A 14,024-nucleotide genomic window follows, 5' to 3' on the forward strand; every position below is an offset into this window, starting at 1 on the left:
AGCTTCGTCAGCCCGCTTCTTTGGCCGACTTCCGCTCCGCCAGCTTGTACTTCACAAGAGCGACCAGCGCCTTCGGGTTACGCGCGAACGCGCCTGCGGCCTGAAGGTACAGCTTGGCCTTCTGCCCAAACGTCAGCTGCTGCTCTTGTTCCGTCACTGACCCACCCCTGTCCGAGAAAACGTGCTCGAACAATAGCGCGCGGTGCCGTGAGGGTTCCTACCGCCCGGAGGCCTGGTCGACGCTGCGGTCCGGCCGCTGACCGTTCAGCCGCGCCACCACGTAGTCGGCTGCCTGATCCGTCAGCCCGTTGGCGGCGTACAGGTTGTGCGCGTTGTTGTCGCTACCCGTCGGCGAGCACACCGGATCCTCCGGGATGCACAGATCATCGGTCTTGGCAGCGTACCGGGTGCCGACCGTGATCGGCGGTGCTCCGGTGTAGATCATCTGCAGGAAGCCGCTCGACGGCTTGCCGAACAACGCCACCGCGGCGACATGGTCTGCCACCCCCGCGGGCAGCGGGCCGGTGATGCTCGGCGGAAGCGCGAAGCCCTGCGGCACGGCATCCTCGGTGAGGTAGGCGGCCACCGCCGCACCCTGCGAGAAGCCACCCAGCACGATCTTGCTGTCAGGGCAGGCCGCGACCGTGGCCTGGACCTTGTTGCTCGCGTCGGCGACGCCGTCGGCGGCAGTCGCGAAATCAAGGGACGCCGGGTAGTTCACCGCGTAGACGTCGACGGACTTTCCACCCGCCTTGGCCCTCAGCGCATCCGTGAACGCCTCCCCGACGCCACCCACGCCCGGCGGCTCGAACGTGCCCCGCGCGAAGACCACCTGCACGTCCGCACAGGAGTCCGCAGATGCCTGACCGGCAGCGGCTATGCAGCCACCCGCCACGAACACCGCCGACCCGACCGCACCCAACCAACGACCAATCCGGTTCATTCTCGACCCCACTCGTTCCGACCCGCTACAACTTCTCGTGCCAACTACTCCTCGATACCCAAGATCAATAGTGGGCGAATCTCTCCAGGGGTGTGATGTACGACACGTTCGTTCGGCGGAGCGGGGGCTGCGATTTGCTACGAGGCGGCCCCGACGCGCTGGCGCTCGCGTTTCTCCTCGTAGAACCGGGCCCGCTCATCGACTGCAGCCAGGAACTGGGCTAGCTCCTCGCGAGCCTTTTCGCCCTCGGGCCCGAAATCGGTTCGATCGAAGATCCGCCAGAAGCGCAGCACCGGCTGCACCACGTCGTCGTGATGGACGCGTAGGTCGTAGATACCCGCTTTGGCGATGGTGATCGCGTTCTGAGCGAAGTCGGCCATTCCGAGACCCGGCATCGCGAAGTTCACCACCTCGTCGCGGATGGCCATCATCGAGGCGTCGGGCGCGATGTCCAATGCCGCTGCCATCAGATTGCGGTAGAACACCATGTGCAGGTTCTCGTCGGCGGCGATCCGCGCGAGCAGCTGGTCGGCGATGGGGCAACCGGATGCCCGCCCGGTGTTGCGATGAGATACCCGGGTAGCCAGCTCCTGGAACGACACATAGGCCATCGCCGCAAGCGGCGTCTTGTCACCGGAGTCGTACCCGGCCACAGTATGGGCCATGCGAAGACGTTCCAGCGCAACGGGATCCACTCCGCGCGTGACGACGAGATAGTCGCGCAACGCAATGCTGTGGCGGCCCTCTTCCGCCGTCCACTGCCCCACCCAGGTGCCCCACGCGCCATCGCGGGAGAACCGCGTGGCGATCTCGCGGTGATAGGACGGCAGATTGTCCTCGGTCAGCAGGTTGACCGTCATGGCCACCTTGGCGACATGGCTCAACGGCGAGTCCTCGGGCTGCCAGTCCTCCCCGTCCAGGAAGGCGAAGTCGCGCCCCCTGCTCCACGGGACGTAGTCGTGCGGAAACCACTCCCGCGCCATCGACAGATGACGGTCGAGATTGCTCGCGACAACTGGTTCGAGTTCGTGCAGCACTCCGTTTTGGGCGTCCATGGGTGTCCTCCCAACATCTTCGGCAGGCGTCGACGTCAGCGTGCCGTTCACAACCTACGGTAGCGTAGGTTACGGAACCGTAGGTTAATTTTCGGTAAGAATGATCCTTACGTTGCGGCCACCGGACGAATCGAGCGATGTCTGCGACGCGGCAAGCGAAAATGCTTTCCACACTTAATGTTTCGTCGACAACACCCTGATGGCAGAGGCCCGACACTAGGCTCGCGGACATGTGCACGCGAGTTATGTGGCCCGAAGCGGGCGATGCGGTTCTGGTCGGCAGAAACATGGACTTCCACAAGGACCTGATGACCAACCTGTGGACACAGCCCCGCGGCATCGAACGCGACGACGCGGTTTCGGGCAAGCTCACCTGGACCTCGAAGTACGGCAGCGTGGTCGCCGCCGCCTTCGACATCATCTCCGTGGACGGCATGAACGAGGCCGGCCTGGCGGGGCACATCCTGTGGCTGGCCGAATCCACCTACGGCGAGCCCGACGACTCCCGCACCCAGCTCGGCCAGGCCATCTGGCTGCAGTACTTCCTGGACAACTTCGCCACCGTCGCCGAGGCGACCGCGTGGATCGCGGAGACCGACGTGCAGGTGGTGCAGATGGACGACCCCACCGGCGGTGTCCGCCCCGGACTGCACCTGGCCCTCGACGACGCGACCGGGGACTCGGCGATCATCGAATACGTCGACGGCCACGCCCGGGTGTATCACTCGAAGGACTACACCGTGATGACCAATTCACCCACCTACGACGAGCAGCTGGAGCTGGTGAAGTCGTTCACCGGGCTCGGCGGCGACCAGCCGATCCCGGGCTCGACCCTCGCCAGCGACCGCTTCGCCCGGGCGAGCTACTACGCCGGCCGGCTGCCCAAGCCGTCCAGCCAGGTGGAGGCCATCGCGGGCATGTTCTCGGTGATCCGCAACGCCGCCCAGCCCTTCCGGATCCCCGACCCGGGCAAGCCCGATGCCTCGCAGACCATCTGGCAGGTGGTCCTCGACCTCACCAACAAGCGGTACGTCTACGAGTCCACCACCCGCCCCAACATCGTGTGGGTCGACCTGACGGATCTCGATTTCTCCGAGGGCAGCCCGCAGCTCAAGCTCGACCTGATCGGCAAGCTCGCGGTGCAGGGCGGAATCGCCGGCAACGTGGCCGACAAGTTCGAGGACAAGGGCCCCATGACCTTCCTGTCCATGAAGATCATGGCGGCCCTGGAGGCAGCCGAGAAGGGTCAGGCCACCGGCACGTAGACCTTCGTCCGCAGCCGGTCCTCGGGCACCTCGCGCGGGTCGTCGAGGTACACGTTGAAGTGGTGCGTCGTGACATCGTCGACGGTGCGCGTCAGGGTCAGCCCGCGCTCGGTCACGTAGGCGCCGATGAGTTCGTGCGCCCGCGGGATCGCCTCGGCGTAAGGGCCGGTGACGGTGGCCACCACGGCCCGTCGAGCAGGCGCGACGAGCACTCCGAGCGGAGCCCGGGCGGTGCAGTCGGCGGGAACCTCGAGGAACACCGACTCGTCGACATCGGATTCGCGGAACTCGTCATCGTGTTCGATGCAGCCGCCGAACTGCCCGGGCGTGATGCCCTGCTCCTGCAGGGCGGGCATGAACCGCTCCCACAGCTGCCCCTCGGCGGCGTAATTCGGCATGGTGTCGCGCAGGTAGACGGCGGTCAGGGCGGGGACGGTCTCTTCGGTGACAGTGTCAGTCATGGTGAGCTCCTTCTCGGCAAGTAGGTGGTCGATGAGCTGGAGCCGCGCGTTCGCCTCTTCCGCCGCCGCGACGAGCTCGATGCGTTGGGCCGCGAGGGCTGCATCGAACGCCGGGGTACCTCGGACAGCGAGCAGGGCTCCGATGGCGGACACGCCGAATCCGATGTCGCGAAGCCGCCGGATCGCGGCGGCGTCGGCCAGCTGCGCCGCGGCGTACCTGCGGTAGCCGCTGGCCGCGTCCACCCGCGCGGGCACCAGGACACCGTGCTTGTCGTAGTGGCGCAGCATGCGAACGGAGATACGGCTCAGCGAGGAGAACCTGCCGATCGATATCAGGGACGGGGTGTCGGTCACGGACAAGAGCCTGCCGTCTAACACGGTGTGAGAGTCAAACCTCGCGATCTGCCGCACACCGCGGGCTGACCTGCCTTGTTTCCGTTTGGGGAAGAAAGTGCCGGTGCGGCAACATGTTTCGTCTGTCTCCTCAGCACCAGCAGCCGCCGAACACCGAGGTGTGTTCGTCGGTCTCGATTGATTCCTCACGCACCACCGTGGAGCCGCTCCGCGGATCGAAGTGCAACACCGAGCTCACCGGGTCGTGCCGGATCCACACGGCCACCGACAACGGATGCCCCTGCTCGATCTCGTAGGAGACCAGTTCGATTTCACCGGGCTTCCCGAGGCCGCGCACATCGGAGACCACCGCCCGTACCCGCTGCCCCGACAGATCCGCCGCGGTGAACGCCGTCTCGCCCGCGTGCAGGTCGGCAATCGAGTCCATGTCCTCCACCTCGCCGTCGCGCACCCAGTAGTCGTGCAGCTGACCGTCGGCGGCGACTGCCTCGACCGAGACCAGATTGGAGGTCACCGTCACGCGTCGCAACGCCAGGTCGCCGAGCCGCGTGCGCACCAAGTCCAGTTCCGAGTCCAGCCGCTGCGAGGAGAACAGGTCCTCGCGCGCGACGCCGCCCACAGCACGAATGACCCGGCCGGGCACATCGCCGACGACCACGACCACCGCGGCGACGGCGACGACGACCGAGACGACGATGGCAGCGACGTACTTCATCCTCATGGACGGATGGTTCCACAGCAGGAACCCACGAGTGCTGCTCCTGCTCGCCGCGCCAGACGTGGCGTCTGGCAGCATCCGACGACATGGGCGCATGAGAGGACCGCTAGCGAGCGCGGATCGACGAGGTTTGGCGCCGGTTGTGTCAGAACTGTGTCAACCCTCCGATGCGGCGGCCGCCTTCATGCCGAGGCGGGTTGCGTCGGGTGTGGTACCGGTCCATCCGCGGTAGGCGCGGTAGAAGGAGCTGGTGTCCTTGTAGCCGAGCAGCAGGGCGATCTGGGCGACGCTGGTGTCTCCGGTGGTCAGGTAATGACGGGCGAGGCTTTCCCGGGTGCGGCTCAGTGCGGCTTGGAAGCTGGCGCCCTCTGCTTGAAGTTGGCGCTGCAGCGTGCGTGGACTCACCGCCAGCCTGCGGGACACGCTGTCGATGTCTGCCTGCCCGGCCGGCAGGGCTTCGAGGAGCACGGTGCGCACGCGTTGGGCCATCGACGAGGACCGGGGTAGCTCGGATAGCCGGGCGTGCAGTTGCGGCGAGAAGTAGGACCACATCTGAGCGTTCTCGGTGACGAATGGAAGGTCGGCGTCCTCGTTGCTGAACACGACCGCATCGGTTGGGCCGGCCTCGATGTCCACACCGAGGTAGCCGCGAATCGTCGCGCTCGGCGGTGGGGGTTGAGTGGCCTGAACCCGCAGCGGTTCCACGGGTCGGCGGGTGCCCAGCCGGGTCAGAGCTACCCAGAACAGCAACTCGACGGCGGTAAGCACGGCTGGGGGCTTCGTCTCCGTCTGCCACGTGTAGCTCACCGCCGTGCCGTCACCAGTTCGGCCGACAGTGATGGCGATCGGGCCGATCAGGGGTTTGAACTGCGCGATGCGCTGGGCGGCGGTCATCAGGTTCGGGCTACACAGGGCGGCGAAGATCGGCGGGTCGAAGCTCTCGGCGCTCAACGCCCCCGCCACGGCCACAGGTAGCGCATCCCGGTCGCTCTCCCGTTCGAGGGCACTCCAGAAGGCGAAGTACTGTGCGCTGCTGAGTTGTCCGGTTCCGCGGGAGAAGAAATCGGTCGGGAGTTGGGCGCGCCGCAGGACCGCATCGACCGAGACATCTAGGTCGGTCAGCAGTGACCGCACCGCCGGGGTCAACACGAACATGCCCGAACTGGCTTCCATCCCGGCGAGTGTACGAGAGGTCTCACCGCTTCGATATGGCGTGATCAGCTACCGATTTGACGTGTTCTGTTAGTGACGGTCCCCCGGGAGCGCGCCTAGCATTTCGACCGGTCGGATACCGCTGGACCGTGTCCATCACTCGCTTGGAAGAGGGCTTCGTGAGCAAACGCTCGGCGCGCATCGTTGGGATTGTCATATTCGGTTCCGCGCTCACCTTTGGCATCGGTGTGGCACACGCCGATGACGTCGTCGTCCGAGACACCAACGGCGTCCCGTGGAGCTGGCCGACCGAAGCGTCCTGCATCAAGGACGGACCCGACCAGCACCTCCAGAACAGCGATGACGACTCCTTCCTCAAGTACTGGTACTGCCTGAAGCACGATGACGGCCTGTGGTACCTGCACAACACGGACAGCTCGACCGAACGGGTCGGGTAACGCTGATCGAGCGCAGTTCCGTTCGTGCGCAGGCAGGTTCGGCGCACGAACGCCCGCAACAACCACACCCGTCCACTACCAACACCTTTAGGAAATGATGTCGAAGAAAATTCTGATCACCGGGGCAAGTTCGGGATTCGGTCGCGGAGCGGCGATCGAACTCGCCCGCCGCGGCCACGAAGTCGTCGCGACCGCCGAGGCGTGGCCACTGGTCCGCAGCCTTCGGGCCGATGCTGCCGCCGCCGGGGTTGAGCTTGAGGTGATCAAGCTCAACCTGCTCGATGAGACCGACATCGAGCACGCAGGCACCTTCGATCCCGACGTGCTCGTCCTCAACGCCGGGGTGATGGAAAGTGGATCGGTCGTCGACATTCCGCTGCAGCGGGTACGGGAGTCGTTCGAGGTCAACGTCTTCGGGCACATCGCGCTGGCGCAGAAGATCGTGCCAAAGATGGTCGCGCGCAGGTCCGGCAAGGTGGTGTGGACCTCATCGATGGGCGGGATCCTGGTGATCCCCTTCGTCGGGGTGTACTGCGCCACCAAGCACGCCGTCGAGGGGATCGCCGGTTCCATGCGTGCGGAGTTGGCGCCCCACGGCGTCAAGGTGGCCACGGTCAACCCCGGGGTGTTCGGCACCGGGTTCAACGACACCGGCGCCGAAAGCCACGTGCAGTGGTACGACCCTGAGAAGGCCGTGGTTCCGATGCCGGACTTCAGTGACAGTCTCGCCGACCAGTACGACCCGCAGGAAATGATCGACGCGATGGTCGAGATCATCCCCGCCGAGGACCACCTGTACCGCACCATGCGTCCACTGGCCACGATCGACACCGCGAAGCACTGGCAGGAGTCGGAGTGGACCCAGAATGCCTGAGCTCACACTCGAATATGCGCATCGACTGATCGCCCGGGGCGGCAGCGCCGCGCAGTCCGAAGGCATGCAGGCGGTGTTCGCCGTCCTCGACAAGGGAGCGAACCTGGTGGCCTTCTCCCGGATGGACGGCGCGTGGCTGGCGTCCAACGAGCTGGCCATCGCCAAGGCACGTACCGCGGTGATGTTCCAGGCACCCACCGACACCCTCAACGCCCCACTGCAACTCGGAGTGCCGCATCTGCACTTCGACCATATCCACCACGGAGGGCTGCTGCTGGTCGGCGGCGGTGTACCTCTGTTTGACGGGACCGGCGAACTGATCGGCGGGCTGGGTGTCTCCGGCGGCACACCGGAGCAAGACGCCGCCCTGGCCCTCACGACCGCGGACGGCGCAACCCCATGAAGCAGCCCCGGCCTGGGGGGTCCGGAGCTGCCCACCGGCGTCTTCCGTCGGGAAGGCGTCCTCACCACATCCGCGCTCGGGCCACCGATTTCGAAGCGCGGGATCACTTGGCTCAGAACAGACTTCGTGAACCCACCTTCTGCTTCACCTGCCCCACAACGAGGTGAGGGTCGATGCGCTCGAGCCCTAAAGCAGCTGCATCTCCGCAGCGATCTCCTCGGCCGACACCGGCCGCAGCGCCCACGCCTCCAGCGACACACAGATCGACCGCTTCCCCGACCGTCTCACAGCGCTGTGGGTGTGGCCGTGGATCAGCCACTGGCCCATATCCGGCAACTGGTACTGGTCGAAGTTCCTGCGCGAGAAGCGGTCTGGCGTACCGGCGTACGGGAAGTGGCTGAGCATCACCCCCTCGCCGCCGACCTTCGTCCGCGCCACCTGTTGGATACTCGCGAAAACCGCCGCGTAGTCCGCGAAGTGCTTCTGCCCGCCGCGGTACATCGGGTGCACCGGGTCGTGGTTCCCCGTCACCAGGTGCATCGGCACCCGCAGGGTGCTGAGATGCTCCAGCGCCGACTCCATGGATGCCACCCCGCCCGCACAGATGTCGCCGAGCACCCACAGCGTGTCCTGTTCCGGGACGAGCTGGTACAGCTCCGCCATCACCGCGGCGTCGTGCGCGGCGACGGTGTCGAACCCGCGCAGGCCCGCCAGCTTCGGGTGCGCGAGATGCAAGTCAGCCGTGAAGAAGTCCACCGCGCGACGGTACGCGGGCACAGGGACAGGCGAAATCGAGTTTCTGTCCCCGCGGCGTCCTACGTTCTCTCCACGGTAGCCGGAGGTGGCGCCGGAGCGGTGCGAGCCGACCAGATCGAGCTGCGGAGGGTGCGGGACCGGCCGCGATTCGCGTAGTTCTACTGATCCGGTAGGCCTGCCGCGCGGCCCACGATGGAGCCATGAGTCCCGAACTGCGCCGCAACCCTGGACTGTCGATGATCGGCATCGTGGCGATGGTCATCGCATACGTACTGGCGTTCACCGTGCTCTCCGATACCGACATGGCGTCGAAGTTCGAGAACGGTGTCGCACCGCCCGGAACCGATGTGGCCGGCCTCCGTGTCGCTGCCGTCGGGAGCATCGTGGCCGCCGGAGGCGCATGGGTGTCCGTGGTCGCAGGCCGCGCGATCATCCCGATCGTGCTGGTGCTCGTGGCCTCTGCGCCGTTCGCGCTGCTGTCGCTCTTCACGTTGCAGCTTGCGTTCTGATCGACGGGTGCGCACCCGCAGCGGGCACTCGGGCTCCGACACGCGGCGCGGCGTTCCAGCAACAAACTGAGGATCCCGCTCGGGTTACAGAAGTCGCGGGACAGCGCCCAGCAGTGAGACAGGAATGTGGACAGCAAACGTTGCAGTTCCCCTCGTCGTGCACTCCTACGTGCACGGACATACACTTCTATCTATGTTCAGCAAGCGACAGATCTTCCGGGACTCGTCAGTCGAGTTGACCTCCGCGCAGGAGTCCTCGGCCAGGAACGCGGCCCAGCGAGCGGCGCGGGAGGCTCGGCGTTCGCTGCGCACTGCGCGTGGGCAGTACCGGCGCTACCGCGCGGTCGCGGGAGCCGTTTACCTGGACTGGCCCCGGTGGCACGGGGAGTATCTCAACGAGTACCACGGTGGCGGCGGGATCAACGAGGGTGGCCTTCAGGTCGGCACCAACGTTCCCGGCGACGCGATCTGACTGCCGCCTGAGCGCGCCGACACTGAGCAGTTACCCGCTATTGTTCAACAACATGCGTCCCACGACGTCATTTAGGCCGCCTCTCGCCCTTGCGGCAAAGCTGCGTGCAGCCATCGCAGCGATCACCGCCGCGATCGTCGCAGGCTCCGCCCTACCCGTTGCCGCTCTGGCCGGCGCTGAACCGATGACGGTGTGCCCTCCGAACCAGCCGTCTTACTGGAACGGGCAGCCGTGCTTCCCGCAGCCGTGTGTGCCGCCGTACGCGCCCGGGATCCCGCCGTGCTTCATGCCACCGCCGCAGATCGGTCCGAACGGGCTACCGGTGATCGGGTGAAACCTGTCGAGCTCTCCGGGAGGCGATTCGTCACCGCGAGAGTCGCCCGCATCGTTGGTGACTCGTCGTGGTGGGTGTTCGTCGTCGCGCGGTTGATGGCCGAGATGAACTCGTTCGGTATACCGCGCCGCTACGCCGACTACGACGAAGCGATCTTCGGAGTCGGCTTGGGCCACAGCGACTTCGGCTGGACCGCATATGAGCCGCTGACCGACCAGGCCCCGTCGCCGGCGACCGACTTCTTCTACAGCGTGAACCTAGTGTCGTCCGTCGCGGTCTTCGCCTTGGTCGTGACCGTGATCGTCGCGGTGGTCGAAGCCGTCGCGGTCGGCAGGTGGCCGGCCGGGGTCGCAACGATTCTCACCCCGGTCGCGGGTGCGGGCGTCATCCTCACCGCGCTCTACTACCGGAGCGGGTTGGCAGGCGGCCCGCAGCCGAGCCCCACCGTGGTGTTCGTGCTGGTGCTTCTCGGCGTGGCGATCCGCGAGACGTGGAGTCGCGTGTGGGCGCCCCGCTGGACGCGCAAGCCGTGAACCGCCTACCGCACCGAACCGCGGGCGCGTGGATCCTCGGCGGCATCGACATCGTGTTCGTCGCGGCGGCGGCCTACCTCTGCTGGACGCTGGTGTGGTGCGGCGGCCCGTTTGAGCGCATGGGCTGGATCTTCCCCGCGTTCTTCGTCGGACCACCGCTGCTAATGGTCGGTGCCGCCTACTTCGGGGTGTGCGCCGCGCGCGGCCGGCGAGTGGCGGTGCCCGTCGCGGCGATCGCCGCGGTGTTCGCCCTGTCGGTGCTCCTGATCGGGACCGGCGTGCTGCAGAAGGTGCGGTGGGCTCATGCGCGTACCGAGGTGCTCGCGGTGGCGGATCATCCGCCGGCACACGGCGAGACCCAGCACCGCTGGATCGGCAGCTACCCCGCCACTGTGCATACCAACTCGAGCGGCACCGTGCTGATCAAGTTTGAGAACAGCTGGGACGGGCTGCTCTACGTGCCCGCCGGGATGCCCGACCCGGACCGCAACGGCGACCTTCGGATCGGCCCCGAGGTGATGCCGCGCTGGTGGTTCTACGACACCGACTGATCCAGCACGTCGCTCTTCCGGGACGAAAACGCTTGTTCCTGAATGCGTCTCGTGCTGAGCACACAACCTACAGGCTCGATGACAGTGGGAAAGGAAAGTCTGGTCGGTCACCGCACAAAACCGGATGTGACTGTGTGCCACTGCGGCGCAAGGCGATTCGACTTGGGGAAACGTACAGGTGGACCTGCCGCGACACACACGACGCGGCCGCTAGCCGTTTTTCCTAAAGTCTGTGAGTTTTTTGGAAGGTTCACCGGGCGTTCGCTCGGTAGGTTCCACGTGGTTTGCTCGGGGCTTCCGGTCCCGGCCCGAGTGTGAGGAGAACCCCGTGCTGAAGCAGTTTGCCGCCGTCGGCGCGCTGGCGCTGGGCGCGATGCTGTCCGCCGCCGTCGTCGCACACGCCGATGACGTCGTCGTGCGGGATGCCAACGGCATCCCGTGGAGCTGGCCGACCGAGGCGTCCTGCATCAAGGACGGCCCCGATCAGCACCTGCAGAACAGCGACGACGATTCGTTCCTCAAGTACTGGTACTGCCTCAAGCACGACGACGGCCTCTGGTACCTCCACAACACCGACAGCCCGACCGAGCGAGTCAACTAGCGCCTGGGCTCCCCCGGGAACCGAGACTTGCCAACGCCCCTGAACTGACCGGCGGGCCGCGGCGTCGCAGCAGCCCCGGCCGGGGGTTCCGGGGCTGCTGGGTCGGCGATCTCGCGCCGGTGCACGTTCCGCATCGCCGGCCGGTGTTCGATGGCGCGACAAGTGAGGAGTACGCGATGAACGTTCGTGGCCGGGCGCTGATCGGCGCCGCAGCGGCGGGTGCGATTCTCGGCGGGGCGCTGACAGCACCGGGTGTCGCCGCAGCTGACGAGATTCAGCCGACGGGGCCGAACGGGATCAGCTACATCAGGACCGAGTCAGGTCGCACGCTGTGCGGCATCGAGGGCGACCGCGTGAATTGCACCGTACAGTTCGTCAATCCGCCGCTGGCCAGCACGGGCAGCATCGCGAACTCGGTGTCGCTCAACCAGAACGGAACCTTCACCTACCTGGCCGCCGACCTGGGAGTGATCGACCCACCGCACCTGATCCGCTACGACCAGACCTATACCACCAACGGCTGGGCGGTCGAGGCGTTCAACGACGGAACCCGCTTCATGAACACCCGGACCAACGAGGGCTTCTGGGTGAGCGCCACCGAGGTCAACTCGCTTGGGCAGATGTGAGCACGCGAGAATCCCTGCGGGACAGCGATAGCGCTGCCGAAGCTGCGGAATCGGAAGCGGAATCGGCCCCCCGCCCGATCCCGGCGGCTGGGCCTGCGCGGGGCGGTGGCCGTCGCCGTTGCGCTGAGCCTGGTGATCGCGGCGAGCATGGGAATGTACCTGCTGCACCGTAATTCGAACTACACCGAAGAGTTCGGATCCCTCGACACACCCGACCGGGTGAGCGTCCAGGTCTGGATCAACCGGGTCGACACCACCAGCGAGACACTCGAAGTCGAGATCGCCTCCGTGACACCGCCCCGCCTGCTCGATGATGGCGGCTCTGCTCTTCGCGCTGATCCCGTTCCGCAACGCGGTCCCCGACAACCCGCCGATCGGTTCCGTGATCGACTTCGCCTCGTTCTTCATCGCCGAGACCGTCATCTCGATCGCGCTGATCGCGTCGGTGGTGATCGGCTACCGCTTCGAGATGGCTAACGAGACGGCGCGGCCTGACACGACAACGTAGACGCGTCAGGCGGGCCGGGGATCCCTGCAGGGAAATTCAATGGCACGTTGCTGGCGATGGAAGATCCGGTTGCCGGTGAGTCGTTTCCCGGCAACCGGATCGCACGTCCACGACGCCTATTCGTATGACGCGGAGCGACAATATGCGTTCAGCACTCCTGAGCGCTTTCGAAATCCTCCGACAGACTTTCCGAAAACCTGTACCGCGCCACCACCCGAGCTCCTAGAACAGCAGCGTTGCGGGAGCTTGACGCACCGTGGATGGTGGCGTGGCCGGGGCAAGCTTCGCCACACATCAGGTGTCGAGTGCAGCGAAGTGAGCGATAATGCCGACGATGGCTTTGCCGGTGTGGGACGGAACGCGGGAACGCAGTCCGCGCACGATGCTGTCCAACGTCACCACTTCCGCGCAGGGGATCGAATTCCGGTTCGTCTCCGAGCAGATCACCACACCGACAGATTGGTGCTTCGAAGAAGCCCACCATGTCGTGGTCGTACACCGTGGGGGGCGGCTGCATTCCATGGAGATCGAGTTCGACCGCGGTCCCAGCGGCCCTCATATTCCCCGGGTCGGGGATATATGGGTCATACCCGCAGAGCACAGGTACGCCGCACTTGCTCACGGAAACACCGTGCAGTTCTGCGAACTGAGTATCCCCACAGCCACACTCGCCGACCGCGACCTCTCGCCGCGGACCAGACATCGTGATCCGCTCGTGCACCAGTTGATCGAACGCATGAGCACCATCTCCGATCGCAACGATGTCAGTGCGCGACTGCTCACCGAGTCGCTGGCCGAAACGGTGCGTCTGCACCTCGTCGATCAGTTCGGCGATGGCGCTGCCCGCGCCCCGCGTAGCCGCGGCTTCGGCAGGCTCACCCGTGCCAAGTTGATGGAATACCTGGAGCACAGCCTCGATTCGGACATCTCCCTTGCGGCCCTCGCCGGGCTCACCGAGATGACTATTGCCGAGTTTTCGGCCGCCTTCACCGCTACTTTTGGTACCACGCCGTATCAGTTCGTCCTAGACCGCCGAATACACCGTGCGAAGAAACTACTGGCCACAACGGCGATGTCGATTACGGATATCGGCATGAACGTAGGATTCTCCACACCCAGCCACTTCGCCACCACCTTCAAGAACCGCGTCGGTATGTCACCGAGCGCCTACCGCCGCCACGAATGACCGCGCGACGCGAAGTGGTCGGCTCAGACAAGGGCTGATCGCCGGTGAGGCGACCAATGCCGGCGGCGAGCAAGGCGATGACGACCAGCGTCAATGCGGCAGCCAAACCACAGTGTCGATGTCGCGCTTCGGGTCGGACTACTGCCACCGAGCGGCGAGTAGTTGGACGCGACGGTCACATCGATTGGCGAAGCCAGAGCGCAGTAGTCGGCGCAACTTGCAGTGGTGCCGGGAGACCGGCCTCGTCATCGACGTCGATCCCGCC

The 14,024-nt window shown here is 65.8% G+C and carries 19 protein-coding genes; 12 read left to right on the forward strand and 7 right to left on the reverse strand.

Annotation, left to right across the window (positions count from 1 at the left end; genetic code table 11):
* Positions 1-7: 7 nt before the first annotated feature.
* The 3 genes from EH231_RS33965 to EH231_RS21495 all read right to left on the reverse strand — a co-directional run bounded on the left by EH231_RS33965 (position 8) and on the right by EH231_RS21495 (position 1,998).
* Positions 8-157, reverse strand: coding sequence for a hypothetical protein (locus EH231_RS33965; RefSeq protein WP_162563056.1), 150 nt, complete (start codon positions 155-157; stop codon positions 8-10).
* A 60-nt stretch (positions 158-217) separates the two neighbouring features.
* Positions 218-943 (reverse strand): cutinase family protein, encoded by a 726-nt coding sequence (locus EH231_RS21490; RefSeq protein WP_090429984.1) that lies wholly within the window; start codon positions 941-943, stop codon positions 218-220.
* A gap of 137 nt (positions 944-1,080) precedes the next feature.
* Positions 1,081-1,998 carry an acyl-ACP desaturase gene (locus tag EH231_RS21495; RefSeq protein ID WP_090429982.1) on the reverse strand — a complete coding sequence of 306 codons (918 nt, stop codon included), beginning with the start codon at positions 1,996-1,998 and terminating at the stop codon, positions 1,081-1,083.
* 230 nt (positions 1,999-2,228) lie between these two features.
* Here EH231_RS21495 and EH231_RS21500 point away from each other — a divergent pair, with 230 nt between their 5' ends.
* On the forward strand, positions 2,229-3,263 hold the full coding sequence (locus EH231_RS21500) for a bile salt hydrolase (protein ID WP_090429980.1): 1,035 nt from the start codon (positions 2,229-2,231) through the stop codon (positions 3,261-3,263).
* Here the strand turns inward: EH231_RS21500 and EH231_RS21505 are convergent.
* The 3 genes from EH231_RS21505 to EH231_RS21515 form a co-directional block, all read right to left on the reverse strand.
* The gene (locus tag EH231_RS21505) at positions 3,245-4,078 is read right to left on the reverse strand and encodes a MerR family transcriptional regulator (protein ID WP_124713296.1); all 834 of its coding nucleotides are present in this window, start codon (positions 4,076-4,078) and stop codon (positions 3,245-3,247) included. The two genes, EH231_RS21500 and EH231_RS21505, sit on opposite strands and share 19 nt — an antisense overlap.
* A gap of 130 nt (positions 4,079-4,208) precedes the next feature.
* Entirely contained in the window at positions 4,209-4,799 is a 591-nt protein-coding gene (locus EH231_RS21510; protein ID WP_124713297.1) for a hypothetical protein, read from the reverse strand.
* Between the two features lie 153 nt (positions 4,800-4,952).
* Positions 4,953-5,969, reverse strand: a complete 1,017-nt coding sequence (locus EH231_RS21515) for an AraC family transcriptional regulator (RefSeq protein WP_124713298.1) — start codon at positions 5,967-5,969, stop codon at positions 4,953-4,955.
* Positions 5,970-6,148: 179 nt separating this feature from the next.
* Between EH231_RS21515 and EH231_RS21520 the strand changes: the two genes are divergently transcribed.
* From EH231_RS21520 to EH231_RS21530, 3 genes are all read left to right on the forward strand, one after another.
* Positions 6,149-6,406, forward strand: coding sequence for a hypothetical protein (locus EH231_RS21520; RefSeq protein WP_090430780.1), 258 nt, complete (start codon positions 6,149-6,151; stop codon positions 6,404-6,406).
* Between the two features lie 97 nt (positions 6,407-6,503).
* Positions 6,504-7,280 (forward strand): SDR family oxidoreductase, encoded by a 777-nt coding sequence (locus EH231_RS21525; protein WP_090430778.1) that lies wholly within the window; start codon positions 6,504-6,506, stop codon positions 7,278-7,280.
* Positions 7,273-7,683, forward strand: a complete 411-nt coding sequence (locus EH231_RS21530) for a GlcG/HbpS family heme-binding protein (RefSeq protein WP_090429973.1) — start codon at positions 7,273-7,275, stop codon at positions 7,681-7,683. The genes EH231_RS21525 and EH231_RS21530 overlap by 8 nt, the downstream gene beginning before the upstream one ends.
* Before the next feature lie 186 nt (positions 7,684-7,869).
* Here EH231_RS21530 and EH231_RS21535 read toward each other — a convergent pair whose 3' ends face one another.
* Positions 7,870-8,439, reverse strand: a complete 570-nt coding sequence (locus EH231_RS21535; RefSeq protein ID WP_124713299.1) for a metallophosphoesterase family protein — start codon at positions 8,437-8,439, stop codon at positions 7,870-7,872.
* 200 nt (positions 8,440-8,639) lie between these two features.
* Between EH231_RS21535 and EH231_RS21540 the strand changes: the two genes are divergently transcribed.
* From EH231_RS21540 to EH231_RS21575, 8 genes are all read left to right on the forward strand, one after another.
* Complete coding sequence (locus EH231_RS21540; protein WP_124713300.1) at positions 8,640-8,948, forward strand: hypothetical protein; 309 nt, start codon at positions 8,640-8,642, stop codon at positions 8,946-8,948.
* Positions 8,949-9,141: 193 nt separating this feature from the next.
* On the forward strand, positions 9,142-9,420 hold the full coding sequence (locus tag EH231_RS21545) for a hypothetical protein (protein WP_090429969.1): 279 nt from the start codon (positions 9,142-9,144) through the stop codon (positions 9,418-9,420).
* 330 nt (positions 9,421-9,750) lie between these two features.
* Positions 9,751-10,287 carry a hypothetical protein gene (locus tag EH231_RS21550; RefSeq protein WP_124713301.1) on the forward strand — a complete coding sequence of 179 codons (537 nt, stop codon included), beginning with the start codon at positions 9,751-9,753 and terminating at the stop codon, positions 10,285-10,287.
* Complete coding sequence (locus EH231_RS21555; RefSeq protein ID WP_124713302.1) at positions 10,257-10,838, forward strand: hypothetical protein; 582 nt, start codon at positions 10,257-10,259, stop codon at positions 10,836-10,838. Before EH231_RS21550 ends, EH231_RS21555 begins: the two co-directional genes overlap by 31 nt.
* 328 nt (positions 10,839-11,166) lie before the next feature.
* The gene (locus EH231_RS21560; protein WP_124713303.1) at positions 11,167-11,439 is read left to right on the forward strand and encodes a hypothetical protein; all 273 of its coding nucleotides are present in this window, start codon (positions 11,167-11,169) and stop codon (positions 11,437-11,439) included.
* Between the two features lie 176 nt (positions 11,440-11,615).
* Positions 11,616-12,065, forward strand: a complete 450-nt coding sequence (locus tag EH231_RS21565; RefSeq protein WP_124713304.1) for a hypothetical protein — start codon at positions 11,616-11,618, stop codon at positions 12,063-12,065.
* A 313-nt stretch (positions 12,066-12,378) separates the two neighbouring features.
* Positions 12,379-12,573, forward strand: a complete 195-nt coding sequence (locus EH231_RS21570; protein WP_241177784.1) for a DUF8686 domain-containing protein — start codon at positions 12,379-12,381, stop codon at positions 12,571-12,573.
* Between the two features lie 520 nt (positions 12,574-13,093).
* Entirely contained in the window at positions 13,094-13,759 is a 666-nt protein-coding gene (locus tag EH231_RS21575) for a helix-turn-helix transcriptional regulator (protein WP_234940049.1), read from the forward strand.
* Positions 13,760-14,024 lie beyond the last annotated feature (265 nt).

The organism is Mycolicibacterium nivoides (assembly GCF_003855255.1).
Taxonomy (GTDB): Bacteria; Actinomycetota; Actinomycetes; order Mycobacteriales; family Mycobacteriaceae; genus Mycobacterium; species Mycobacterium nivoides.